We start from the raw sequence: 24,280 nt of genomic DNA, 5'->3' as shown, positions 1-24,280 counted from the left end.
CAAGCCCCTGTACAGGGCCAGGAGAGATGGTCATGGCAATGATGAAAGCGGCGATATTCGTCGAGAAGAACCGGATCGTCCTTGATGACAAACCGATCCCCGAAATCGGCCCACTGGATGCGCTGGTCCGTATCACCACGACGACAATCTGCGGCACTGACGTGCATATCCTGCGCGGCGAGTACCCCGTGGCCAAAGGCTTGACCGTCGGTCATGAACCGGTGGGCGTTATTGAACGCCTCGGCTCCCAGGTGCGCGGTTTTACTGAAGGGCAGCGGGTAATCGCCGGGGCAATCACCCCCAGCGGCCAAAGTTATGCCTGCCTGTGCGGTTGTGCATCACAGGATGGTCCGGACACCCGTCATGGCTTCCGGGCCACGGGTGGCTGGAAGTTCGGCAACATCATCGATGGCTGCCAGGCCGAGTACGTGCTGGTGCCGGATGCCTTGGCCAATTTGTGTCCGATCCCGGACGGCCTCAGTGATGAACAGGTGCTGATGTGCCCGGACATCATGTCCACCGGTTTTTCCGGGGCGGAGCGGGGCGAAGTGAGTATTGGCGATACGGTGGCGGTATTTGCCCTCGGGCCGATCGGGCTGTGTGCAGTGGCCGGTGCGCGCCTTAAAGGCGCGACCACGATCATCGGCGTCGACGCCGTGGCCGAGCGGATGAGCGTTGCCCGACGCTTGGGGGCGTCCCATGTGGTCAACTTCAAGGATGGCGATGTAGTTGCGCAGATCATGGCCCTGACCGATGGTCGGGGGGTCGATGTGGCCATTGAAGCGCTGGGAACCCAGGGCACGTTCGAGTCCGCCCTGCGGGTACTGCGTCCCGGTGGCCGGCTGTCCAGCCTGGGGGTGTACTCCAGCGATCTGCGAATTCCGCTGGATGCTTTTGCTGCTGGTCTGGGGGATTACAGCATCGTGACCACGCTGTGCCCCGGCGGCAAAGAGCGTATGCGCCGCTTGATGGCGGTGGTGGCCAGCGGCGCTGTCGATCTGTCACCACTGGTGACCCACCGTTTCAAACTGGACGATATCGAAGCGGCTTATGAGCTGTTTGCCCAGCAACGTGACGGGGTGATGAAGGTCGCTATTACGCCGTGATGGAGTTTTTCGAGGCAGGGATACGGTATTACTGACGCTGGCGATGTGGGCGGACACCTTGTTGGATGTCCGGCCCTCCGGGGAGCGATTTCTTTATAGGGTGAGACGGTGAATGACCTGCCGGGTATCGTCAGGATCGATGTGGGTTTCAAACCCCAGGGATTTTGCCAAATCACGCATAGGGACATTGCTTGAGGCATCGATGGAATACATCTGACGAAATCCGTTCTTGTGGGCAGTCCTGATCAAATGCTCCATCAACATCGTCCCCAGCCCCAGGTGCTGCCACTCATCGGCGACGCTGATGGCGCATTCGCACTCATGTTCCCCTGTGGCCGCGTAGCGGCTGACGCCGATTTCGATCAATTTGCCGTTCTCATGGACCAGCGCGATGTAAGCCATGCGCTGCTTACAGTCGATGTCCATCAACTGATCGAGCATGGCCGCACCCGGCTCGTTGATTTGTGCGAGAAAACGCATATGCCGGGATTCGGGGGACAAGCGCTTGATGAAGGCGTACTCGCGCTCGCGGTCTTTTTCCGTCAGCGGCCGGATCAGTACATGCCGTCCGTCCGTGAGTGCTTCAATCCAGTAGTGTCCGGAGACTGCAGCATAGACGGCTGCGGCCCGATCGTTGTGGTCTTTGACATTAAGCATGGTGCGATCCTCCATCCAGCGTAAAAGGTTCGCGTGCGGCAACAAGAGGCCACGCGGTTCATACTGTTTTACGCTGATGACGGTGAGCAAATCTGATCTGGATCAGACACTCGGCGGGGCGTGCTCAATCGCTCGAATTTGATGTAAATCAACCCCAGTGACTGTGGAATGGGTGCAGTCTTGGAACATGCCGGCGGGATCGACCGGTGCCGAGCTGAGGTGTGTCATGGGTCAATATCAACGTGTGCTGCTAATTGCCGACCGAACTCTGCATCAGTCTCCCGCCTTGCTGCGCGCTGTCGCCCTGGCCAAGGCGAGCGGGGCGGCGCTGGACGTATGCGCCTTTGTCGAGCCGGTGCCGATCATCCATTTGTGGGAAGAAAAAATCGACGAGGCGGCTTATCAGAGCTATCTGCGCCGCTATCGCCGGTGGTTGTCGGAAGAAATCCAGCGGCTGAGCGGTCAAGGGCTAAAGGTCACGGTCGAGGTGGTTTTCACGACCCATCCGCTGCTGGATATCCTGAAGCATGTCGAGGAGTTCAAGCCTGACCTGCTGATCAAGGACGCCACGTTGGAGCCTGTGCTCAAACGGGTGTTTATCACGCCACTCGATTGCCACCTGCTGCGCGAATGCCCGGTGCCGGTGCACCTGGTCAACCAGGCTCGTTACGGTTTGCCTCAGCGGATCGTGGCGGCGGTGGATCCCTTCGATCCGCAAACCCAAATCAGTGGCCTCAACGACACCATCATTCAGGCCGCGAACGACCTTGCCCTGCAGTGCGATGCACCGCTGCATCTGCTGTACGCCTATGACCTGTCGCCAGCCTTCAATGGCGATGCACCATTGGTCAGCGGTGGATGGGGCGTGGATTACATCGATGAGCTGCGTGAGTCCCTGCACCTGGCGTTCGTGACTCTGGCCGACCGCTACGGTATACCGCCCGAGCGCCGGCACTTCGTCATGGGCCAGCCAGTTCCGGTGCTGAGTGCGTTTGTCGAAGAGTACATGGCCGATGTGGTGGTGATGGGCACTGTTCACCGGGTCGGATTTGATCGGTTAATCGGTAGCACCATCGAACGGGCCCTTTATTCGGTGCCCGGGAGTATTCTGGCGGTCAGGTCACCGGGTTTGGCAGTCAGGGAGTGCGCGGGGGTGTCGCATCATATGGATGCCGGCGCAAATCACACAGCCACCCTTGACGGTGGCCTCCAGCGGCGTCACTTCTAGAGAGGCGTGTCCCGGTGACAGCCGGCGACCAGATGCTTGAGCCCGTCCATATCGAGGATTTTGACGTTACGGCCCGATACCTCGACCAGTGCCTGATCCCTCAGATGGGCAATGCCTCTGCAGATGGTTTCCAGACGCAGTCCAAGGTAGGAGCCAATCTCTTCGCGCCGCATCTTCAGGACAAACTCCGTGGATGAGTAACCGCGAATACTGAACCGCTGAGACAGGTTAAGCAGAAAAGCCGCCAGGCGTTCGTCCGAGCTCATGTTGCCCATCATCATCAGCATGCTGTGATCGCGGACGATTTCCCTGCTCAGGAGTTTGTTCAGATTGTGCTGAAGTGAAGGCAGCTCATGGGCGAGCTTCTCCAGCTGGGCGAAATGGATGGGACAAACCTCGCTGTCCTCAAGGGCGAAAGCATTGCAGGCGTGCTGCTCTGCACTGATGGCATCCAGGCCTAGCATCTCGCCGAGCATTTGAAAGCCGGTGACCTGCTCGCGGCCATCAAGTGACAGCACACTGGTTTTGAAAAAGCCTATGCGTACCGCGTAAAGCGAGCGTAATGGATCGCCTGTGCGGTACAACGCTGCGCCTTTTTTAACTTTCACGCGCTGGGCGATCAAGATGTCCAGCCGCTCGACTTCCTGGCCGCTCAGACCAATCGGCAGGCACAACTCCAACACACTGCAGTTTGAGCAGGCAGCCTTGAGATAGTGAACTTGAAGTGGTCGAACCTCAGACGGTGACATGCAGCCCCCTCAGCGGATGAACACAGCATAGGCGTTGTGAGTCCAGACAAACACTTCATTTGAGCGCTATAGGGGAGGGGCGACGAACGGGGATGGGGACGCTGATGATCCAGATGCGAAGACGCGAACCCGAAGAGGCTCCTCGCTCAAGATGTCATTGGCAACAGGAAGCGGGAAAACGTCATTTGCCTTTCCAGTACCTCTGCATCTCGAGAAACAGAAACGATGCGGTCCAGGAGATGAGTACCAGGCCGGTCAGTGCCTGCAGTCCAGTCAGGTACTTGAGTTTTCCCATGGGGGATATATCGCCGAAACCGATCGTGGTGAAGGTGGTGAAAGAAAAGTACACACAGTCCATGAACGAGCCGTCAAAGTTGCCCTTCAGACTTCCCCACTCGCCAGAGCCGGCCATCAGGTAATAAACCAGTGCGAAGCACCAGACTTCCAGCACATGGCCCAGCAGCGCACCGAATACGCCAAGCACGATTCTGAATCGGCTCCAGACCTTAAGTCTGGGTAGCCAGTCGTTCAGGCGTGACAGACATTCGTAGTGGATCATTACCGCCACGATCACCACCAGCGTATTGATCAGCGTTACTGCAAGCATGACGAACCTCGAAAGTGCGAGCTCCTGTGCCGATCCAGGCACCGATCACGGCAAGGATTGATCCATTCCTACGCCTTGATGGGCGCGGTTCCTTGAGCTTTATCAGTAAAGCGTTTGTAAGCGGGGCATGCTCTGCCTTTAGAGCACGACGAGCGGTTTATGTGATTTTTATCAACCTCATTCAACGCCTGCCGCTCACTATCGAAGTTCATCAGTGTTGCTTTTTCATCGATTCGTTTGCTGATGGATCGTCAGCACAGGGTGCTGTTCATCGCGCTCAACTGATAACACGTCTGCAGACGAGGTGTGTGATGTTTGAAATTCGCCGTTTACTGTTGATCACCCCGAGCGAGATGTCCCGTACTCCTGCGTTGGATCGGGCAGAGTCCCTGGCAAGAGCGACAGGCGCGATGTTGCATATCGTCGCGTTCGACTATGTCGAAGCACTGGCTGTCGCGGGCCTGTTTGACCCTGAGGCCATGGCACAGGCACGCGAGGGGTACTTGCAGGTGCATCGTCACTGGCTTGAGCAGCAAGCCCGGTTTGGGCAGTGCAAGGGGCTGAATGTGACCACAGAAGTGATCTGGGCCAAACCGAGTATCGAGGAGGTACTTGAGTACGTGAATGACTTTCATGCGGACATCGTGATCAAGGATGTACAGCGCGTGTCGGCATTCAAGCGGGTTTTCTACAGGCCTCTGGACTGGTTACTGCTGCGCGACTGTCCGGCCCTCTTGCACCTGGTTACCGATGCAAGAAACCCGTTGCCCTTGAAAATACTGGCGGCTATCGACCTTTCCCATCTTGAAGAGCTGACGCAGGGCCTCAATGACCGGATCCTCGGCATGGCTGCGGCGCTGGCCTCATCCTGTGGAGCGAAGTTGCACCTGCTCAATGTCAGTGGCTGGACTGTGACAGGCGACTCCGGGGTGAACATACAAACACTGACCATAGAAGAAAGCTTGGGGGACGCCGTCAGCGACGCCCAGGAGGAAGCCTTTGAGACGCTTGCCGAACGCTATGGGGTTCCACCAGCGCGACGGCATCTGCTGACCGGAATTCCCCACAAGATGATCGAGCGTTTCGCAGTGAGTAATGCATTCGACATGATTGTTCTGGGAACCGTGCACCATCGGGGAATAAACGTATTTATCGGCAGTACCGCCGAGAGCACGCTGAACCGGGCTCCGTGCAGTTTGATGATTGTAAAGCCGCAGTCTTGACAGTCTGAAACGTTCATCACTTTCTGGTACCTGGGGCTGGCATTTGGTCTGGTACTTTTGATTGCGGGGGGTTCCAGTTATGTGGAATACGCAAGGTGCTCAGAATCGAGCCATTCGACATTTTCAGGGGCTGAGCGAGCGGATGGGCCAGGCGGTTGGCGTGATCGTGATCGTCAATAGCGCACGTTCTCCTGCCGTAGTCGTGCGAAGTGCTCAAGCGATGCCGCGTCGCGCGCTTGCGCCGCGTCAGGTGCTGCGCCGTCGCGAATCGCTTGCCACACGGTTTGCGAGCCGATCGAATCGCGGGTCGCAGCAAGATTGAACGTGTCGGGATAGAGCGCGTGCAGTGTGACGAGCAGCGCCAATCCCAGGCTTGCTACGGGACGTCGCGCGGGCGCCGTGTCGCGAGTGATGCTCACGCCATGACAGAGCTGACCGCGCCAGGTTGACTCGGTGGGAACGAAGTCAACCGGCTCGAAATGCGCGCCGGCGTCAAGCGCATTCAGCGTGCTTGCGAGCTGAGTCGCGTTGATCCACGGCGCGCCGATCCACTCGAACGGATGCGGTGTGCCGCGCCCCACACTCAGATTCGCACCTTCGAGCAAACCGACATCCGGGTATAGGTCAAGCTGGGGCAGCGTGCGCAAGTTCGGTGATAGCGGCACCCAACCGAGACCGGTGTCGGCGAAGGTCATCGCGCGCCGGTAGCCCTGCATCGGCACAACACGCAGATCCGCGCCAATGTGCTTGTTGCGGTTGAACAGACCCGCCAGCTCGCCGACCGTCATGCCGGGCTGCAGCGGCGCCGGGAAATAGCCGGTGAACGATTGGTGGCGGCTCTCCAGCACCGGCCCGCCGAATCGCTGCGCACCGAGCGGATCCGGCCGGTCCAGCACGAACAGCGGAATGCGCCGCGCCGCTGCGGCCTCGAGTGCGTAGCCAAGCGTCGTTTCGTAGGTGAAAAAGCGCACGCCGGCATCCTGAATGTCGAAGATCAGCGCATCCAGTCCATAGAGCGAACCGGCCGGGAAGCGCCGCGCTGCGCCGTAGAGACTGTGTACGGTGAGGCCCGTCGCCGCGTCGAGTGTGTCGCCGACCCGCTCGTCCATGTCGATGTTCAGCCCATGTTCCGGCGAAAACAGCGCTGCCAGCCTGACGCCTGGCGCGTGTGCGAGTACGTCGATGGTGCGTCTGCCTTCGGCGTCAAAGCCGCTGCGATTGGTGATCAAACCCACGCGCATGCCGGCGAGCGGCGCAAACTGCTGCGTCTCGAGCACGTCGATGCCGGTCTGCACCGGGCCCGTCGAGGTCGGCAGGCGATCGGCGGCACGCAGCGCCGGCAACGCCGACGGCAGCAACCGGCCGATTTGCTCGACGCTCGCAGGCGCGGCCCTGCTTGCCAGCAGCGCGAGCAACTGCGCACGAAGCGGTCGGGCGTCACCGCTGTCGTCCGGGTACACGCGGTTGGTCAGGATAACGATGAATTGGCGCGTCAGCGGATCGATCCACAGGCCCGTGCCGGTGTATCCGGTGTGGCCGATCAGGCCAATCGGCGGCAGACGGTCATGGTTCGACGCGAACGGTGCGGCCAGGTCCCAGCCGAGTCCGCGCCACGGTGGAGTCGCGAGCGGCGAGGCGGCACTCGTGAGCGCGGCGATGCTCGCTGGCCGCAGAATCTGCAGGCCGCCCGCGCGCCCTTCGTTGAGCATCATCTGCGCGAAGCGGGCGAGGTCATCCGCGGTGGAAAACAGCCCGGCGTTGCCAGAGACGCCGCCCATCCATTCGGCCGTCGGATCATGCACGCGACCACGGCGGATACCGGCCTTGTTCGCGAGTGTCGGCGCACTGCGGGCTGCTCGCCCGGCGTCCGGCACAAAGAGCGTGTCACGCATACCGAGCGGCCCGAAGATGTAAGCTTGGCAATACGCGTCGAGCGGGCGGTGCGTGATGCGCTCGACCAGTTCGCCAAGCACCACGAAATTCAGGTCACTGTAGATGACACGCTCACCTGGCGCGCTACGCAGATGCTGCGCCGCGATGGCGCTCAACACGCCTTCGCGGCCCGGATGCAGTGGTCGCACAGGCAGGTCTGGCAGCAGCCCGGAGGTGTGCGCAAGCAGGTCACGCACCGTCACCGCGTCTTTGCCGAATGCCGCAAAGGCCGGCCAATACTGTGCAACGCGTGCGTTCAGGTCGATGCGGCCGGCTTCGGCCAGTTGCATAATTGCCGTGGTGGTCGCGATGACCTTGGTCAGCGACGCGAGATCGAATTCGGTGCTCAGCGTCATCGGCTCGGGGGCGGGCGTCGTCGCGCGTTGTCCAAAGGCTTGGCGATAGAGCACGTGCGTGGCGTCCCCTATCAGGACGACGGCACCCGGAACGCGTCCGGCGGCGATCTGCCCCTCGACGATCTGTGCGGCTTGCAGGCGCGCCGCCGCATCGAAATCGGCGGCTCCCGCGATCTGCGCCGCCGCTATTCCAACCAGCATCGCCCAGCATTGCAGCGCACCGATCAACGGTGCGGCAAATCGGCGGCGTCGTAGTGATTGCGTGGGTTCCATAACATCCATCCATCGGTGCCGGCTGCGTCGGCGGCGTTTACCTGCGCACTGATCGCCGCCGCGTCAAGCGGGCGATGATCGAACGCATAGTCGCGAAAGGCCTGCAGCCACGGACGAAAACGCACGCCCGGCAGACGGGTGCGCTTCATCGCCTCCGCCAGGGAGCGCCTGACGATCTGGCCGGGATCGGTGACCGGGTCGGTCAAGCCCGGGAGCCCCCAGGTAAAACCGGACGGGTAGAGCATCGGCGAAATATAGTCGAGCGGCTCACCCAGCAATTCGATTTGCTGGCCGATCGCGGTATCGTCGAGATTCCAGCATACGTAGCCGAAGATGTCCGCGGAAACAAAAACATTGTAGGGCGCGAGCCGTGCGCGCGCGGCCTGCAGGAGGCCGACGATCGCCGCGGTCCGGTTGCGCCGGGTGTTCGAGAGGGCAAAGCGGAGCCCGCTCTTGTCGGGAAAGCGTACATAGTCGAACTGGACCTCGTCGAAGCCCATCCGCGCAGCTTCCTCGGCGACATCGAGATTGTGCTGCCATACGTCTTGCGAAAACGGATCCATCCATTGCAGGTTCTCGCTATCCCGCCACGGCTGGCCTTCTGCGGTATGCACGCTCCACTCCGGATGCGCGTCGGCGAGTGGATCATCCTTGAACACCACAATGCGCGCGATCAGGTACAAATGTTGCGCATGCAGGCTGGCGAGCAGCGCCGGAAAGTCCTGTTCCTGTGGTGCGCGCTTGATCACGCGGGCCGCCGCGCCGATCGCCTCGCGCGCCGCACTGCGATACGGCGTCATGCCGCGATCGCCCTTGACGTCGATCACGAATGCATTGATCTCGGTGCTTTCGGCAAGGCTGACGGCCTTGTTGCGCAGCGTCGCGCTGGTCACGCCGAACACCGACAGATAGAGAGCTTTCGGGCGAAACGGGGTCAATGCGAGCGTCACGGGCGTTTCGCCGGATACCTTAGCCTCGGTGCGCAGATACCCTGGGGCGCGGGCCGCGACGCTCTCGACCGCCTGAGCGGTTTCGAACTGCCCGTGTTCGTCGGTCCGCATCACGCCGGCCGATGTCGTGATGATTGCGTCGGCGACCGGATTCTGCGTGCTTGAGTCGAGCACGACGCCGGTGACGGCCAAGGCGCCTCGCTCGGTCAGCAGGGCAGCGACGGCGAGCAGCGCCGGGATCGCATAGTGTCTCAATGCGCGGATGAAGGTCATCGTGCGTTCCCCGCTGCGGGCATCGGCAGAGTGTTCGGTTCGCCGAGCAGGTGCGCGAACGCCCTTGCGCCATAGGCATCGATCATCAGAAAGCGCGGCAGTGCGAGTAGCCGCGCATGCCGGTCTGCCTTGCGCGCGTCCAGGGTGAAGGCTGCTATGTAACCCTCGTCAGAGGCGAGCGCGATCAACTCGTCATCGTAGATGCCGAACGGCCACGCGAGCATGTCGGCATGTGCGCCGGTTTGCGACTCGATACGTCGACGCGATTTGTCGAGTTGTGTGCGGACGAATTGCTGGAAATCCGCCGGCGTACGGCGTCTGCGCTCAACGTTGAAATTGGGATGCCAGTACGTATGCGACTGGATGTCCATGAGCCCGGTCTGTCTCAAGGTACGCAATTGCTCCCAGGTCAGCGCATAGGACGCGTTCGAGATCGCCGATGGGTAGATGAACAGCGTGACCGGAAAACGCTCGCGCAGCACGATGGGCAGCAGCTTTTCGAATACCGAACGATGCCCGTCGTCGACGGTGATCGCCACCGGTTTCTCCGGTAACGTCGCATTCGGATCCCGCAGCCAGTCGACAACTTCACGCAGTGGCACAATGTGGTAACCATGCTCGTGCAGGAAGCGTAGCTGGGTTTCGAAGGTGCTCATGCGCACGGTCATCGAGTCGTCCAGCGTCTGCGAAAAGCGGTGGTAAACGAGGATCGGGACGCGCGTTCCGGCGCTCTGCGCGGTGCCGTCCGCTCCCAAGGCAAGCCCGCAGATGCACACCAGTACAGCGCACACCAGAAGCCGGATCGAGCGGCTCATATAAGCAACCCACCGCCTGTGGCTGACGCCCACAGGATCGGACGGGGCGCGAGCCGGCACAAGAGCGACGCGACGCTGCCGTCGATACACACCATGATTTTTCCGTACATGTCAGTGCTCCTGCGCAGGTCATTTTCACCTGCGTTGCCCATCTCGCGAAAGCGAGGCATATCCAGTGTGCGTTGAGCGCAGCATCGTCCATATGATGCAGGGTACGCCGTCAGTGGGCGGCACCATGACGCAGAGCTTCGATGCAAAACGCCACTTCGTAGGGAGGCGCGTTGCATTCGACGATGTCATTGGCGGCGACTTGCAGGTAGCGTCTGCATAGCAGTTTCCCGTCGAGAGCCGATTGATTAATCATAGTTCAAGAGACTGTATTGCTGATGGCGGTAGTGAAGCAGGTCACTCATTCGCTGTCTGACGCCGATGCCGAATCTGTCGCTCATTACATTGCGACACTCGGCGCAAAAAATAAGGGGCTGTGTAGCGTTTGGGTATTTTGAAGATCGCCTCCCGTCGTCCTGACTTGCCTTCAGCCCCCGCATCAACTGTGCCGCCAGGCTTCACAGCGCCAGCTTCCCTGACCACAACATCCAGCCAGCGAAGGCTGCTGCCGCCCAGATAACGATCAATAGTCCCCACTCAAAGCCGTTCAGCGCCTGTCCCTGGCGAGCCCGTTTGGTGGCCAGGTAAATCAGTGAGCCGGGGGCATAGAGCAGGGCACTGAGCAGCATGTATTTAGGTCCGGCGGCGAACAGCAGCCACAGGCAATACAGCGTTGCAACCGATGCGATAGTCATGTCGCGCAGTTGCAAGGCTTTGTGTCCTGCGTAAGTCGCGCCCTGCCACGTCAGCTTCAATGCATACAGACCGCTGAACAGGTATGGCAGCAGAATCATCGAGGTGGCAAGGGAGATCAGGACCAGATAACTGGCACTCGAATACAGCGTCAGCAGCAGGAACAGCTGAATACAACCGTTGGTAATCCATAGCGCATTGGCAGGCACGCCATGGGTGTTCTCCAGGGCCAGTGGCCCCGGCATGACCTTTTCTTTGGCCGGTGTGAAAACGGACTCTGCCGCCAGCAGCGTCCAGGCGAGCAGGGCACCGCCGACCGAGATGATCAGGCCGATGCTGATCAGCATCGCACCCCAGGGACCGGCTACTGCTTCAAGCACGCCACTCATCGACGGATTTTTCAGGGCGGCCAGTTCCGGTTGTCTGAGAATGCCCAGTGACAGCAGGGACACCGCAATCAGTAGCAATAAGGTGAGGGCGAAACCGATGACAGTGGCACGTCCCACATTTGCACGTTCTGCCGCACGGGCGGAGAACACGTTGGCCCCCTCGATGCCGATAAACACCCAGACGGTCACCAGCATCGTGCTTTTGACCTGGTCCAAAGTGCTGCCCAGAGCAGGCGCGCCCCAGAAGTCGACCATGAACGTCTCGCGCTGGAAGGCCGCAAACACCAAGCCTATAAACAGAAGCAACGGTACAATCTTGGCCAGGGTCGTGAGCGCATTCGCCCGCGCTGCGGTGCGCATGCCCCGCAGGATCATCCAGTGCAAGGACCAGAGCACCAGGGATGCCGCAGCAATGGCCGCTTTGTTATTGCCTTCACCGAACATCGGAAAGAAGTAACTCAGCGCCGCGAATAGAATCACCAGGTAACTGACGTTACCGATCCAGGCACTGATCCAGTAACCCCAGGCCGAGTTGAAACCGAGGAATTCACCGCCTAATGCGCGGGCGTAAGCGAACACGCCATTGTCCAGTTCGGGCTGGCGGTTGGACAAGGTTTGATAGACCAGCGCCAGTGACAGCATGCCGACGCCCGTGATCAACCAGCCAATCAGGATCGCGCCGGCACCAGCGCTGGCGGCCATGTTCTGGGGCAGACTGAAAATGCCGCTGCCGATCATCGAACCGACCACCAGGGCGATTAACAGGCTCAAAGACAGACGTTTGGGCTCCAGTTTCGGTAAGCTTCCTGCGAGTGGACGAGGTGAAACGGTCGGGATTACCGGTTGCATGCCATGCAGGTGCGTAGCCATAGGAAGCCTCCACGAGACGAGAGATTTCGCGCTCACCGCGAATGCGGCATTGCGAACACTGATTCTCAATTTCTACGTGAATGACCTGCCGGGAATTGATTTAGATCAGAAGAATGACGACCCGCTTAATGGACACAGGTGAGATCCACTCAGGTTTGTCCGCATCACTTGCTCATCGGCATCTTCATCATGCTCGACTGCTGATCCATCATTTTCATCATCATGTTCATCATTCCCATACCGTCCTTGTTGCCGGACATACCCATGTCATTACAGTTTGTATGCATCATGGTCATGCCGTCCTTCATCGTCTTCAGGCTCTCCTGCATGGCAGCCTGCCGCTCGGCAGGGGTTTTGGCGGCGGCGACTTTGTCGTGTGCAGCCTGCATTTTCTGCATTTGCTCGGCCATGGCTTTGTTCTGCATCGGTGTGGCTGGTGCGCTGGTTTGAGCGGGTTCGGTCGAGTTCTGCTCCGGGTGGTGCTCATCGACGGCCGAGGCCAAGAGTGGGCTGCTCACGAGCAGGGCTGCGAGGATCAACTTCAATGAGGTATGCATGGCAATCTCCAACGGGTGAGGACAACACTGGTAATGCCACGCGGTGCACAGAGGGTCGGTATAGTCGTTGAAACGAACGAAAATAAGGCGTGCAGGCGGTCTGGCGGGAGGCTTTGGTTTTTTCAACCTACAGCGCGCCGAAGTGCCACGATATGATCCATATCAAGTTAAGCGTCGCCAGTAAGGCAGCCCGAAACCCCAAGTCCTGCCATTCGTCGGCGACCGTGACCGCGCGGTATTCAAGTACATTTCATATAAACGCTAGGCAACCGCACCGAATGAAATACCTACTGCAGCAGTAATGCCCATCGCCAGCGCGCCCCACAGCGTCACCCGCCATGCGCCCATCAGAAGATTGGCGCCGCCAGCCTTGGCGGCAATACCCCCCAATGTGCCCAGGAATATCAGTGACATGCCCGATATCCACGGGATCACACTGTGAGTCGGTGCGAGGATGGTTACACCCAGCGGCAATGCGGCGCCAACAATAAAACTGACCGCCGAGGACAATGCCGCCTGCAGCGGTTTTGCGCTGAGCACATCAGAAATGCCCAGTTCGTCGCGTGCATGTGATCCCAGTGCATCGTGCGCCATGAGTTGCGTTGCGACTTTTCTGGCGAGCTCGGGTTCAACGCCACGACCCATGTAGATGGCTGCCAACTCCCTATGCTCAGCAACCGGCGCCGTCTCAAGCTCTGTTTGTTCGCGCAAAAGATCAGCCCGTTCGGTATCCGCCTGGGAGTGCACGGAGACGTATTCTCCTGCCGCCATCGACATTGCACCCGCCACCAGCCCGGCGATACCAGTGACGAGTAACGTGCTGTGGGTGGCATTGGCTGCGGCAACCCCGATCAACAGACTGGCAGTCGATACAATGCCGTCGTTGGCGCCCAGTACCGAGGCTCTAAGCCAGCCGATCCGATCATGTTTATGGGACTCGGCGTGTTTGCGAAAGAACTTCATCTTTGAAATCTACTCACTGTCGTTGAGTCAATGCCGATTAAAAACCTGCCCGTTAAAATGAACCGGTGGCCGGGTCGTTTCAGCGAACTTCAATCTGCGCCTGGAGGCGTCCAGCAACAACCGATATTTCCCTGAACTGCTCGCCATCATGCAGTACGAACAATGCGTCCATGCCACGCTCCTGCGCCAGCTCGGGACCGGCTTTTTCACCCAGGACCATCAATGCGGTGGCCCATGCATCGGCAAGCATGCAGGTGGAGGCAACCACTGTCACAGCGGCGAGTGAGTTGGACAGGGGCGCACCGAGAGCGGGGTCCATCGTATGTGAGTATCGCTGACCAGCAACCTCGATCCAGTGTCGATAGTCCCCGGACGTGGCAATCGCCGCATCGCTGATTTCCATCACCCCCATAACTTCACGAACGCCACGGCGGGGTCTTTCAATGGCGACTACCCAAGGCTGTCCATTCGGCTTGACCCCACGTGCGCGCATTTCGCCATCGATTCCCACCAGGTAGTTCGTCATCCCCCAGCCATCGAGGCAGCGTGCCATTTCATCCACCGCGAAACCTTTGGCGATGCCCGAAAGATCGAGGGTGGTCGCTGAGCGTTTACGGGCCAGGTTGCGCATCGTATCAATCTCCAATGCTTGAGTGGCGGGCGTCCGCGCCTGGCGATCCCGTGCGCTGATTTGCTCTGCGGCAGGTTGCTGTTTGCCGGGCCCGAAGCCCCAGGCATTGGCCAGATCACCCACCGCGATATCAAACGCACCGTTGGATTGACGGCCCACACGCAGAGCAGTTGCCAGGACCATGGCCAGTTCGTCAGGTACGGGTAGCCATTGCTGTTCAGGTGCCATGTTGAGACGGTTGAGAGCGGACTGCGCCTTCCAGGTCGACATCTGTTGATCCACATTGTCGACGGTCGCAAACAGGCTCTTGTTGAGGGTGGCCTCATCTAACTGTGGTTCGGCATAAAACAACGCACTGTAACGGGTGCCCATTGTCTCCCCGTTCAGGCTATAGCGCTGCAAGGATGAAGGCTCGTGGGGGTCAGTAGACATCTTCACGATAACGCCCTTGTGCTTTGAGCGTCAGCACGCTCAAGTTGAGAGGGGCCAGCACTTCATCCAGGGCGCTCATCACGCCTTTGGCCATTTCGCGACTTCCACACACCAGCACATGGGCGCCTTTTTCAATCAGTCGGCGTAATGCCAGGGCATCGGCGATGAGCCGGTCCTGCACATAGCTACGCTCATGCGCTTGGGAAAATACGACTCGTAACCGAGTGAGACGTTGATCCGCCAAATAGCAGTTGAGTTCGGACTCATAGAGGAAGTCTGACGCCGGATGACGTCCACCCCAATACAGATGCATTGGGTGCCTGGCTTTGTTGTTGCGGATAAACCCCGTTAAAGGACCGATTCCCGTACCGGCACCGATGAGAATTACCGGCTTTTTTCCAGCCGCGGGGCGAAAATCAGGATTGGGTTGTATGAAGGCTTCAATCCGAGCCCCCACCGGCAGGTCATGGAGGAGGCCGGAGCACAAACCACCTTCGTGTTTGCGCACACAAATTTCTAAAACACCGTCATCCGATCCACTGGCCAGTGAGTAGAATCGCGGTACCAGGCAGCCGGGCGGCAAAACTCCTACCAAGTCACCTGCTTCGAAATGGGGCAGGTCGCCTCCTTTTCGCAGGCGCTTGAACCCACCCGCCGCGAGAGAAGGGGTTAGCGCTTTGAAACGCAGAATATGGGTTGGCGCGTTCACTTGCTCGCCGTACTCCATGCGATCCACCAACGCCAAGGTTGTGGTGGCAGGCAGAAGATGGGTGTGTACAAACGTCAGTTCATGACCCATTGATCGGCCGACGGCGGTGCCCCAACGTGTGAACTCCTGAGGTGACTGGCGATTGATGGTTTCAAGCTCAAACAACTGCGACCAACCTGAAGCAAGTAGAGCGGCCTGAGTGTCCTTGGCAAACTGACAAAACTTCGGAAACTGCCGATCGCCAAATCCCAGTACAGCGAAACCCAAATCAGATTTTACGCGGACATTCGCCAATCGCTTCAAGAACCGTGAGGCAGAGGCGGGTGCATCGCCGTCGCCGGTTGTGGCCGTCAGGATGAACAGACGCTGCGCGCTACGATACTCAGCCTTGAGCTGGTTCATGGTCGCGGTATGTACCCGATGGCCAGCTCGACTCAAGGCGTTATGCAAGGTCTTTGCAAACCCCCACGTGCTGTTGCTTTCGCTCCCAACCAGAATCACCGTGTCGGCGGTTTGTGCGCCACTGTTATGACGGATTTTCGGCATTGACTGGCAACGGCACCACCAGAGCAGCGCACCTGTAACGCTCATCAACGGCACGCTGAGTGCGCAAACGCCGAGGAGCAGGCCCAACCACCAGAGGCTTTCGCCGGTATGCAGCCGGTAGATGACCTCGTAAGCACTACGCATGCGGTCATGGGGCAAGTAAGACAACAGTGCTCCGTTGGCGGGGTCGACATAACCGTCGCCCTGCGCGGTACGCAACGAAAAGACATCGTCAGGATTACCTGCGCTGGGGTAGACCAGCTCGCGAAGGTCGTTCAGGTCGATAGCCAATAGCGCTGGCAATGTCGCAACCGATGCTGCCGGGCCGCCACTGATCGTGGTCGGAAATACGGGCTCGCGTTCCATCCCGTCCGAGATAAAGCTGAACGTGGTTGCGGACATATACATCCCGGTCAACGCGGACAACAGTAGACCCAGGATCGCGAAACGCCCGACTTCAGCGTGCCAGCGCTGATTAAAATTCCCGCGTAGTGGCCGCATCATGCGCCGCCAGCCGCCCAGGCGTTTTGCCAGGAGTGCTGCTCCGGAAATCGACAGTATCAATATGAAAAGGGCGCCGATGCCTGATACCGCATGCCCAGGCGTGCCCAACAGTAATGACCTGTGCAGGTCTTTTACCCAACGGGAGAATGCGGAGGGCGCATAGGCCGCAAGACCTGCGCCGGTCAGCGGGTCGACGCGCTCGGTGCCGGTCTGACCATTGCGGGTGTAATACACGATGATTGAACCCGAAGGGGTGCGCCGGATTTGTTCGACCCCCGGGTAGTGGCTCGCGACTCGACCGGCCACCTCGGCAACGTTCATCTGGCCGGAAGCAGGAACTGTCGCGTTCAATCGTTCCATGGCTGGATTGATAGACAGGATCGCGCCGCTTATCGCCAACAGCATGACCAGTAAGGCTGCGACAAGGCCGGGCAGTGAGTGAAACTGGCGTAGCATGGTCAGTCTCCAGGGGATGCCGGTGTCACATGTCGTAGGTAAAGGACTCGATGTATCCGCTGCCTGCCGAAGGTTTTCCCGCACCTTGGGTGGTCAATGGCACGGCGATATCGGAGCGGGCCTCACGTTTGTTTTCGACAGCACTGTCGACGCGGATCTGATATCCGGCATCAATCAACGTATCAGCCAATTCAACGCTGACTTTCAGGGTGCGTCCGCTACCAACACTGGCACCGCTGACTCCGTCAAATTCGCCGGGATTCAAGCCGCTGCCACGCGCCCAGTCGGACAAATGTTTGTAGTACTTGGCTTTCTTGCCGGCCACCCAAAGGGTTTTTTGGTATTTACCGTTAGCATCGGTCACATAAAACGCCAGATACGCATCATTGCCGTCGTAACTTTTCAGCTGCGTGGTCAAGGTGACTTCGCGCGCCTGGGCCAGCCCTGGCAGCGCAATGGCACCGACGAGGCACACTGCAGCAGTAATAATCTTTTCCATGGTGGGTTTCCCGTTCAAGCGTTGTGGCTGGATCCTGCGCCTGTAAGCTGACAGCAACCTGAAGGGTGATTCAGGCGTTTGTCAGGTTTGCCCGCTAACGTGTCGTACGACGAACAATCAAGGAGATGTGACATGCGGGTTTTGTTGGTTGAGGACGCAGTGGGGCTCGGCGAAGCGGTGCGTGAACAAATCGCGGATGAAGGCCACGCGGTGGACTGGGTGCAGCGCCTTGATCACGCTCAAGCCAGTGTGCGAACGACTCGCTATGACTTGATCTTGCTCGACCTGATGTTGCCGGACGGGCGAGGGCTGGATTTTTTGCGCAAGCAACGCGGGGCAGGGGACGTTACGCCCGTGATCATTCTCACGGCTCGGGATCAAATATCCGATCGTATTGAGGGCTTGAATGCGGGCGCTGACGACTATCTGGTCAAACCCTTTGATCTGTTTGAGTTGTCCGCCCGAGTTGCGGCGGTGGCGCGGCGTTACAGCGGCAATCCCAACCCGCAACTCAAAGTAGGAGAGCTGCAGGTCGACATGACCGCTCGCACGGTTCAGCGCGCCGGCATTACAGTGGACCTGACCGCTCGCGAGTGGGCATTGTTCGAAGCCTTCATCCAGCGCCCTGGCGCGTTGCTCTCCAAATCCCAGCTGGAAGATCGTCTGTATGCGTTTGGGGCCGAAATTGAAAGTAACACCATCGAGGTTTATATCAGCCGTTTGCGCAAAAAACTGGGGCGCGACAGGATTGAGACTGTCCGTGGGATGGGTTACCGGTTGATGCCGGTATGAAGCCGGCCTCAAGTCTGCAAAAGCGCCTGGGTCTGGGGCTGACTCTGGGCATGACCCTGCTCTGGCTGGGAGCTACCGCAGGTGCCTGGCTGGTGGTGCAACACGAGTTGAATGAGGCCTTCGACAGCGCTCTGGAGGAGACGGCACAGCGGATTCTGCCATTGGCCGTACTCGAGATCAGCAACCGAGTTGAGCCCCGCCAGTCTCGACATATTGCAACGCTCAAAGTGCGCAAGGAATACCTGACGTACCTGGTCCGTGATGCCAAGGGCGAGATCCTTATGCAGTCCCATGATGCCGACCCGAGCGTATTCAATACGCTGCCGGTGGAGGGTTTCACGACCACTCCCAAGTACCGCTTGTACGGGGTCAGCGCTCTGCGTGAAGACGTTTCCATTGAGATAGCCGAACCCTTGGCCCATCGACGCGAAGCGGCGCAGGAGGCGCTACTCGCGATGCTACTTCCGTTGTTGGCACTGGTTCCGATCAGCTTGGTGGGCACCTGGCTGTTCGTGCACTGGAGTCTGCGTAGCGTCCTGGCTTACCGGCGCGCAATCGAAACGCGTGGAGTCGGTGACTTATCTCCGATCAAGGTCGCTCGACTCCCCGCAGAGATCGATCCGCTGGCGGTAGCGGTCAATCATCTGCTGGAGCGGCTGCGCAAGGCATTGGAAGCCGAACGCAGTTTTACCGCTAACAGTGCCCATGAGCTGCGCACCCCGTTGGCGGCGACGTTGGCGCAAATCCAGCGGTTACGCCGCGAGGCGCCTGAAGGTCCGCTTCAAGTGCGTGCAGCAAAGATCGAGGCCTCGCTACGAGAACTGGCCAGGCTCTCCGAAAAACTGATGCAACTGGCCAAGGCCGAAGGTGGCGGACTCCTGTCCGAAATGCCCCAGGACCTCATACCGCTACTGGTTCATGTTGTTGATGAGTGGAATCACGCGGCCGATCAGCGGATTCATTTGGATCTGCCCCCTGCACAAAGTGTGCTGTCGGCGATTGATCCAGACGCTTTTGCCATTCTTCTGCGCAACCTGATCGAGAACGCGATGAAGTATGGCGCGCCGGATCACCCCATTGAGGTGAGCCTTTCAAATCAGGCGCTTCTGAGGGTGGTGAATGCCGGTTCGTTGGTGCCTGAGCAGGTATTGAAACGCCTGACCGAACGTTTCGTACGAGGTGAGAGTAGTGTCAGTGGTTCGGGGCTTGGGTTGGCCATCGCGCTGACGATTGCCCAGGGCGTCAACGCGACGCTGACGCTCGTGTCTCCCGCGACGGGCAAACACGATGGCTTTGAAGTCATCGTGCAGTTTGTTCATGTGCGGTGAGTCGGTCAGTCGGTCAGTCGCATCTGATCTTGATCAGATGATTGCGCTAAAGACGGCCGTGGTAAGCCGCGTCGAAAATTTCTACCGCGCCGTTGCGTGTCAATGGCAGCGGGTTACCGCCGGCACAAGGGTCGACAATCGCCATGTCCGCGATCAGGTCGGCTTGTCGATCATCTACCCCCAGCTCAAACAGCGTATGCGGCACGCCGATGTCCTTGCGTAACTTCAGGACGAAGGCCAGGAAGCTGTCGAAGCCTGGGGTCGGCAGACGCAGATAAGCCGCCAGGCGGGTGATGCGTTCCTCGATGGCCGGGCGATTGAACTTCAATACATAGGGCATGAAGGTGGCATTGGTCATACCGTGATGGGTGTCGTACAGGGCGCCTACCGGATGTGAGAGTGCGTGTATCGCGCCCAGACCTTTCTGGAAGGCGGTAGCGCCCATCGCGGCCGCCGCGAGCATTTCCGCGCGCGCCTCAAGGTCCGAGGGGGTGCGCACTGCCCGCACCAGGGCGTTGGCCACCAGGCGCATGCCTTCCACCGCGATACCTTCGGCCATGGGATGAAAACCGGGCGCGCAGTACGACTCCAGGCAATGCGCAAACGCATCCATGCCGGTGCCGGCGGTGACTTTTGCCGGCATGCCGACGGTGAGGGCCGGGTCACTGATGACCACACGCGGCATCATTTTCGGGTGGAAAATGATGCGTTTGGTATGCGTACTCTCATCAATGATCACCGCTGCACGGCCGACCTCGGATCCCGTACCCGCAGTGGTCGGCACCGCAATGATCGGGGCGATGTTGGCTTCATCGGCGCGTTTCCAATAATCGCCAATGTCTTCGAAATCCCACACCGGTCGGGTCTGGCCGCTCATGAAGGCGATGAGCTTGCCCATATCCAGCCCGCTGCCACCGCCAAAGGCGACCACGCCATCGTGTTTGCCCGCACGCCAGGCGTCGAGCCCACCGGCCAGGTTGGCTTCAACCGGATTTGGCTTGAGGTCGCAGAACAGCTCTACGCCAAGGCCGGCGGCGCGCAAGGACTCCAGCGCCGCCGTGGTGATCGGCGCACGCGCAAGACCGCTGTCGGTGACCAGCAATGGTCGCTGGATACCTTGACTGCGGCAGGTTTCGGCCAGCTCGGCGATACGGCCAACACCGAAGTGGATGCTCGTGGGGTAGTTCCAGTTCGCGGTCAGGCTCATGGCTCAGATCTCGTGGCGCAGATGGAAGGATTTGGCTCGGGTCAGGTTCTCGAAGCCCAGGCGTGACAGCGTGACGCCGCGCCCACTGTTCTTCACTCCGGTCCAGGCCAGGGCCGGGTCCAGATAGTCGCAACGGTTCATGAATACCGTGCCGGTGGCGATCTCGTTGCCGATACGTTCGGCGGCGGCGAGATCCTGGGTCCAGAGGGAGGCGCTGAGCCCGAACTCACTGTCGTTCATCAAGGCGATGGCTTCGTCGTCGCTGGTAACTGGCATGATGCCGACCACCGGACCAAAGCTTTCCTCACGCATCACCGACATTTGATGGGTGACGTCGACTAATACCTGCGGCGCGAGGTAGGCGCTGCCCGGTACATCAGCGGGAAAGGCTTTGGGATCGATCAGTGCCCTGGCACCCTTTGACAGTGCATCGGCGATCTGCCCGCGCACGAATTCAGCGGCGCTCGGCGTGACCAGCGGGCCAAGCGTGGTGGCTTCGTCCAGTGGGTTGCCCAGCACGTATTGGCGGGTCAAGGCGACGAAGCGCTCGACAAAGATCGGGTAAATTTTTTCATCGACATAAATACGTTCGACGGCGCAACAGCTTTGCCCTGAATTGAAGAAGCTACCGTCCACCAGGTTTTCCACCGCATGCGTAAGGTTGGCGTCCGCCCGTACGTACGCCGGGTCTTTGCCTCCGAGCTCCAGCCCCATGCCGAGGAAGCGCCCCGTGGCGGCGGTTTCCATGGCCTTGCCGGCGTCGACTGAACCGGTGAAATTCACCTGCTGCACTCGTCCTGAGGCAATGATCGCGGCTGTCTGCCCATGATCGAGCAGCAGGTTGTGGAAAAGGCCTGCTGGCAGATTGGCGCGGCGCATCGCTTCGGCGAACCGTTCACCGACCAGCAGCGTTTGCGAAGCGTGCTTGAGGATGACGCTGTTACCGGCCATCAGCGCCGGAATAATCGTATTTACCGCCGTCAGGTAGGGGTAATTCCAGGGTGCGACGACCAGCACCGTACCCAGCGGTTCACGTTTGATGTGGCGTCGAAAACCCGCGACAGGCGTGGGTTCTACCGCTGCCAACGCTTCAGGCGCAATGGCGATCATATGGCGGGCTCGCTCTTCGAAGCCGCGCAGCTCGCCGGCGCCAAAGCGTACCGGGCGGCCCATCTGCCAGGCCAGTTCCGGTACGATTTCAGCCTTCATTGCCAGCATTGCGTCCACGGCGGCGCTGCATAAAGCCGCGCGTTCGCTCAGTGGCCGACGTTTCCATAGCGCCTGGGCGGTTGCGGCAGCTGTCAGAGCCTGCTCGATCTGTGCCGCGCCGGCGCGGTGACGTTCGGCATAAACCCGGCCATCGACCGGTGAGATGAGTTGAATCATCGACGTCATGGCTGCCTCAATAATGGATTGCTCAATAGCGCTCAAAGCCGCGCTGCAGTTCCCAGTCGGTTATCCGCCGGTCGTATTCTTTCTGCTCCCAGTCGGCGGTGTGCACGTAGTGGTCGATCACTTCATCGCCGAACGCCTCGCGCAACATGCTCGAGGCGCGGAGCGCGGCGCTGGCATCGCGCAGGGTCTTAGAGACTTCAGGCAGGTGCTCGTCGAGATAGGCGTCGCCCTCAAAGGGTGGCGCCAGGCTCAGCTTTTCGTCGATACCGGCCAGGCCTGCGGCGATCAAGGCAGCGAAGGCCAGATAGGGATTGAGGTCAGCGCCGCCAATACGACACTCGATGCGGATGGCTTTGCTGCCTTCGGCGCACAAACGAAAGCCTGCCGTGCGATTGTCCCGACTCCACACCGCCCGCGTCGGCGCGAAGGTGCCGGCCTGAAAGCGCTTGTACGAATTGATGTAAGGCGCGAGAAAACAGGTGATGTCGTTGGCGTATTTAAGTTGCCCGGCAACCCAGGAGCGCATCAGCTTCGACATGCCAAACTCAGCCTTGGGGTCGAAGAACAGCGGCTTTTTGGCATTTTTGTCCCACAACGAATTGTGGATATGGCTGCTGGAACCGGCGGCGTCATAACGCCACTTGGCCATGAACGTGATCGCCTTGCCCTGCAGTTGCGCGATCTCTTTGCAGGCGTGCTTGATGATGACGTGGTGGTCGGCCATGGTCAGGGCATCGGCATAACGGATGTTGATCTCTTCCTGGCCCGGGCCCCATTCACCCTTGGAGTTTTCCACGGGAATGCCGGATGCCTGCAGATGTTTGCGAATCGCCCGGAGCACCGGCTCCTCGCGGGTGGTCTGCAGGATGTTGTAATCCTCGATGTAGTGGCCGGCCGTTTTCGGCTTGTGGTAATTGCGCTCGTGGATGGCCTCATAACTTTCGTCGAACAGATAGAACTCCAGCTCAGAGGCGAACATGCCGCTGTAGCCGCGCTCATGCAGTCGCTCGACCTGCTTTTTCAGGATCGCCCGCGGGCTGTGCGGCAGGTCCCGCCGGTGGTGGTGATCGAGCACATCGCAGAGCACCAGCGCCGTACATTCCAGCCACGGCACACGACGCAACGTGGCCATGTCGGGTTTCAGCACAAAATCGCCATAGCCTTTGCTCCAACTGGCCGCGGCGTAACCCGGCACCGGTTCCATGTCGATGTCGTCGGCCAGCAGGTAATTGCAGCAGTGGGTTTCTTCATGGCCGCTGTCGATGAAAAACTCGACCTGAAATCGCTTGCCAACCAATCGTCCCTGCATATCGACCATGCAGACCAGCACGGTATCGATCTCACCGGAGGCAGCAGCGCGCTTGAGTGCTTCGAAACTGAGGAGGGGCTCGGTCATCACGTCAGTCCTGCGTGAAATGTTTGGGCCTGTCTGAACTGTCAGCTGTACGCAATACCTGTAGGAGCTGCCGCAGGCTGCGATCTTTTGATCTTCCGGGGCAAAAGATCGCAGCCTGCGGCAGCTCCTACGGCGAACGCGTACACCCATGAATAGCTGCTGAAAGCGTAGCCTACTGTTGTTGTGTGCAAGTCTTGGTGATCGAAACCTGACGAATCAGCAGCCGCTTCCAGAAGCTAAAATGACAATCAAGAGGAGCTGCCACCATGAGTGAATTCGTCAAGGTCGCCTGCGTGGGCGATATCGAACCGGGTACCGGCAAAACCGTGAACCTTGGGGGAACGCCTGTCGCGTTGTTCAATGTGGATGGCGAATATTTCGCCATCCACAACACCTGCCCGCACGAAGATGGCCCGCTGGGAGAGGGAATACTCTGGGAAAACGTGGTGATTTGCCCGGTTCACGCCTACGAGTTCGACGTCACCAGCGGCGAATGCCTCACAGAACCGGCTTATCGAGTCGAACAGTTCGAGGTCCGGGTGGACGGTAACGACATCCTGATACGGCAATCGTCGGATGTTTGAACGCTACGGACGAGCTCGGGTCGCAAGGAATAGGGAAGGAGTATAGTTAAAA

General features: G+C 59.5%; 21 protein-coding genes and 1 pseudogene. 6 read left to right on the top strand and 16 right to left on the bottom strand.

What is annotated here, in order from left to right; all coding sequences use genetic code 11:
* The first annotated feature begins 32 nt into the window (after positions 1 to 32).
* The gene (locus ACIPIN_RS00980) at positions 33 to 1,106 is read left to right on the top strand and encodes an NAD(P)-dependent alcohol dehydrogenase (protein WP_401114038.1); all 1,074 of its coding nucleotides are present in this window, start codon (positions 33 to 35) and stop codon (positions 1,104 to 1,106) included.
* A gap of 93 nt (positions 1,107 to 1,199) precedes the next feature.
* Here the strand turns inward: ACIPIN_RS00980 and ACIPIN_RS00975 are convergent, their stop codons facing one another.
* Positions 1,200 to 1,763, bottom strand: a complete 564-nt coding sequence (locus ACIPIN_RS00975; protein WP_401114691.1) for a GNAT family N-acetyltransferase — start codon at positions 1,761 to 1,763, stop codon at positions 1,200 to 1,202.
* A 226-nt stretch (positions 1,764 to 1,989) separates the two neighbouring features.
* Between ACIPIN_RS00975 and ACIPIN_RS00970 the strand changes: the two genes are divergently transcribed.
* Entirely contained in the window at positions 1,990 to 2,991 is a 1,002-nt protein-coding gene (locus ACIPIN_RS00970) for a universal stress protein (protein ID WP_401114035.1), read from the top strand.
* Here the strand turns inward: ACIPIN_RS00970 and fnr are convergent.
* Positions 2,988 to 3,740, bottom strand: a complete 753-nt coding sequence (gene fnr, locus ACIPIN_RS00965) for a fumarate/nitrate reduction transcriptional regulator Fnr (RefSeq protein WP_401114032.1) — start codon at positions 3,738 to 3,740, stop codon at positions 2,988 to 2,990. The genes ACIPIN_RS00970 and fnr overlap by 4 nt on opposite strands.
* Positions 3,741 to 3,921: 181 nt before the next feature.
* Complete coding sequence (locus ACIPIN_RS00960; RefSeq protein ID WP_401114029.1) at positions 3,922 to 4,347, bottom strand: potassium channel family protein; 426 nt, start codon at positions 4,345 to 4,347, stop codon at positions 3,922 to 3,924.
* A 311-nt stretch (positions 4,348 to 4,658) separates the two neighbouring features.
* Here ACIPIN_RS00960 and ACIPIN_RS00955 point away from each other — a divergent pair, with 311 nt between their 5' ends.
* The gene (locus tag ACIPIN_RS00955) at positions 4,659 to 5,570 is read left to right on the top strand and encodes a universal stress protein (RefSeq protein WP_401114689.1); all 912 of its coding nucleotides are present in this window, start codon (positions 4,659 to 4,661) and stop codon (positions 5,568 to 5,570) included.
* A gap of 173 nt (positions 5,571 to 5,743) precedes the next feature.
* On the opposite strand, the gene ACIPIN_RS00950 is transcribed toward ACIPIN_RS00955, so the two are convergent.
* From ACIPIN_RS00950 to ACIPIN_RS00905, 10 genes and pseudogenes are all read right to left on the bottom strand, one after another.
* The gene (locus tag ACIPIN_RS00950) at positions 5,744 to 8,131 is read right to left on the bottom strand and encodes a serine hydrolase (RefSeq protein ID WP_401114027.1); all 2,388 of its coding nucleotides are present in this window, start codon (positions 8,129 to 8,131) and stop codon (positions 5,744 to 5,746) included.
* Positions 8,083 to 9,354, bottom strand: a complete 1,272-nt coding sequence (locus tag ACIPIN_RS00945; RefSeq protein ID WP_401114024.1) for a putative glycoside hydrolase — start codon at positions 9,352 to 9,354, stop codon at positions 8,083 to 8,085. Before ACIPIN_RS00945 ends, ACIPIN_RS00950 begins: the two co-directional genes overlap by 49 nt.
* Positions 9,351 to 10,169 carry a polysaccharide deacetylase family protein gene (locus ACIPIN_RS00940; RefSeq protein WP_401114022.1) on the bottom strand — a complete coding sequence of 273 codons (819 nt, stop codon included), beginning with the start codon at positions 10,167 to 10,169 and terminating at the stop codon, positions 9,351 to 9,353. Before ACIPIN_RS00940 ends, ACIPIN_RS00945 begins: the two co-directional genes overlap by 4 nt.
* A gap of 220 nt (positions 10,170 to 10,389) precedes the next feature.
* Positions 10,390 to 10,488: pseudogene (locus ACIPIN_RS00935) on the bottom strand (phosphoribosyltransferase); the annotation flags it as partial.
* 247 nt (positions 10,489 to 10,735) lie between these two features.
* Positions 10,736 to 12,229 (bottom strand): arginine-ornithine antiporter, encoded by a 1,494-nt coding sequence (arcD, locus tag ACIPIN_RS00930; protein ID WP_401114019.1) that lies wholly within the window; start codon positions 12,227 to 12,229, stop codon positions 10,736 to 10,738.
* 164 nt (positions 12,230 to 12,393) lie between these two features.
* Positions 12,394 to 12,786 carry a hypothetical protein gene (locus tag ACIPIN_RS00925; RefSeq protein ID WP_401114017.1) on the bottom strand — a complete coding sequence of 131 codons (393 nt, stop codon included), beginning with the start codon at positions 12,784 to 12,786 and terminating at the stop codon, positions 12,394 to 12,396.
* A 261-nt stretch (positions 12,787 to 13,047) separates the two neighbouring features.
* A complete protein-coding gene (locus ACIPIN_RS00920) occupies positions 13,048 to 13,749 on the bottom strand; it encodes a VIT family protein (protein ID WP_401114014.1) in 702 nt (233 codons plus the stop codon).
* A 79-nt stretch (positions 13,750 to 13,828) separates the two neighbouring features.
* Complete coding sequence (locus ACIPIN_RS00915) at positions 13,829 to 14,812, bottom strand: FAD:protein FMN transferase (RefSeq protein ID WP_401114687.1); 984 nt, start codon at positions 14,810 to 14,812, stop codon at positions 13,829 to 13,831.
* Entirely contained in the window at positions 14,802 to 17,027 is a 2,226-nt protein-coding gene (locus ACIPIN_RS00910; RefSeq protein ID WP_401114011.1) for a PepSY domain-containing protein, read from the bottom strand. Before ACIPIN_RS00910 ends, ACIPIN_RS00915 begins: the two co-directional genes overlap by 11 nt.
* Positions 17,028 to 17,052: 25 nt before the next feature.
* Entirely contained in the window at positions 17,053 to 17,526 is a 474-nt protein-coding gene (locus ACIPIN_RS00905) for a DUF2271 domain-containing protein (protein WP_401114008.1), read from the bottom strand.
* A gap of 132 nt (positions 17,527 to 17,658) precedes the next feature.
* Here ACIPIN_RS00905 and ACIPIN_RS00900 point away from each other — a divergent pair, with 132 nt between their 5' ends.
* Together ACIPIN_RS00900 and ACIPIN_RS00895 are read left to right on the top strand one after the other, a co-directional pair.
* Entirely contained in the window at positions 17,659 to 18,318 is a 660-nt protein-coding gene (locus tag ACIPIN_RS00900; RefSeq protein ID WP_401114005.1) for a response regulator, read from the top strand.
* Positions 18,315 to 19,646, top strand: a complete 1,332-nt coding sequence (locus ACIPIN_RS00895; protein WP_401114002.1) for a sensor histidine kinase — start codon at positions 18,315 to 18,317, stop codon at positions 19,644 to 19,646. The genes ACIPIN_RS00900 and ACIPIN_RS00895 overlap by 4 nt, the downstream gene beginning before the upstream one ends.
* Positions 19,647 to 19,692: 46 nt before the next feature.
* On the opposite strand, the gene ACIPIN_RS00890 is transcribed toward ACIPIN_RS00895, so the two are convergent.
* Genes ACIPIN_RS00890 through ACIPIN_RS00880 form a run of 3 tightly spaced genes read right to left on the bottom strand, consistent with a single transcriptional unit; the run spans position 19,693 to position 23,644 of the window.
* Complete coding sequence (locus ACIPIN_RS00890) at positions 19,693 to 20,853, bottom strand: iron-containing alcohol dehydrogenase (RefSeq protein WP_401114000.1); 1,161 nt, start codon at positions 20,851 to 20,853, stop codon at positions 19,693 to 19,695.
* 3 nt (positions 20,854 to 20,856) lie between these two features.
* Positions 20,857 to 22,248, bottom strand: coding sequence for an aldehyde dehydrogenase family protein (locus tag ACIPIN_RS00885; protein WP_401113997.1), 1,392 nt, complete (start codon positions 22,246 to 22,248; stop codon positions 20,857 to 20,859).
* 22 nt (positions 22,249 to 22,270) lie between these two features.
* The gene (locus ACIPIN_RS00880; RefSeq protein WP_401113994.1) at positions 22,271 to 23,644 is read right to left on the bottom strand and encodes a glutamine synthetase family protein; all 1,374 of its coding nucleotides are present in this window, start codon (positions 23,642 to 23,644) and stop codon (positions 22,271 to 22,273) included.
* 266 nt (positions 23,645 to 23,910) lie between these two features.
* On the opposite strand from ACIPIN_RS00880, the gene ACIPIN_RS00875 reads away from it, so the two are divergent.
* Positions 23,911 to 24,228 carry a Rieske (2Fe-2S) protein gene (locus ACIPIN_RS00875; protein ID WP_401113991.1) on the top strand — a complete coding sequence of 106 codons (318 nt, stop codon included), beginning with the start codon at positions 23,911 to 23,913 and terminating at the stop codon, positions 24,226 to 24,228.
* The last annotated feature ends 52 nt before the right edge of the window (positions 24,229 to 24,280 follow it).

The sequence above is a fragment of the Pseudomonas sp. NPDC087697 genome (assembly GCF_044743155.1).
Lineage (GTDB): Bacteria > Pseudomonadota > Gammaproteobacteria > Pseudomonadales > Pseudomonadaceae > Aquipseudomonas.
The sequence above is the reverse complement of the archived record's forward strand: the minus strand, read 5'-3'. Positions and strand labels throughout refer to the sequence as shown.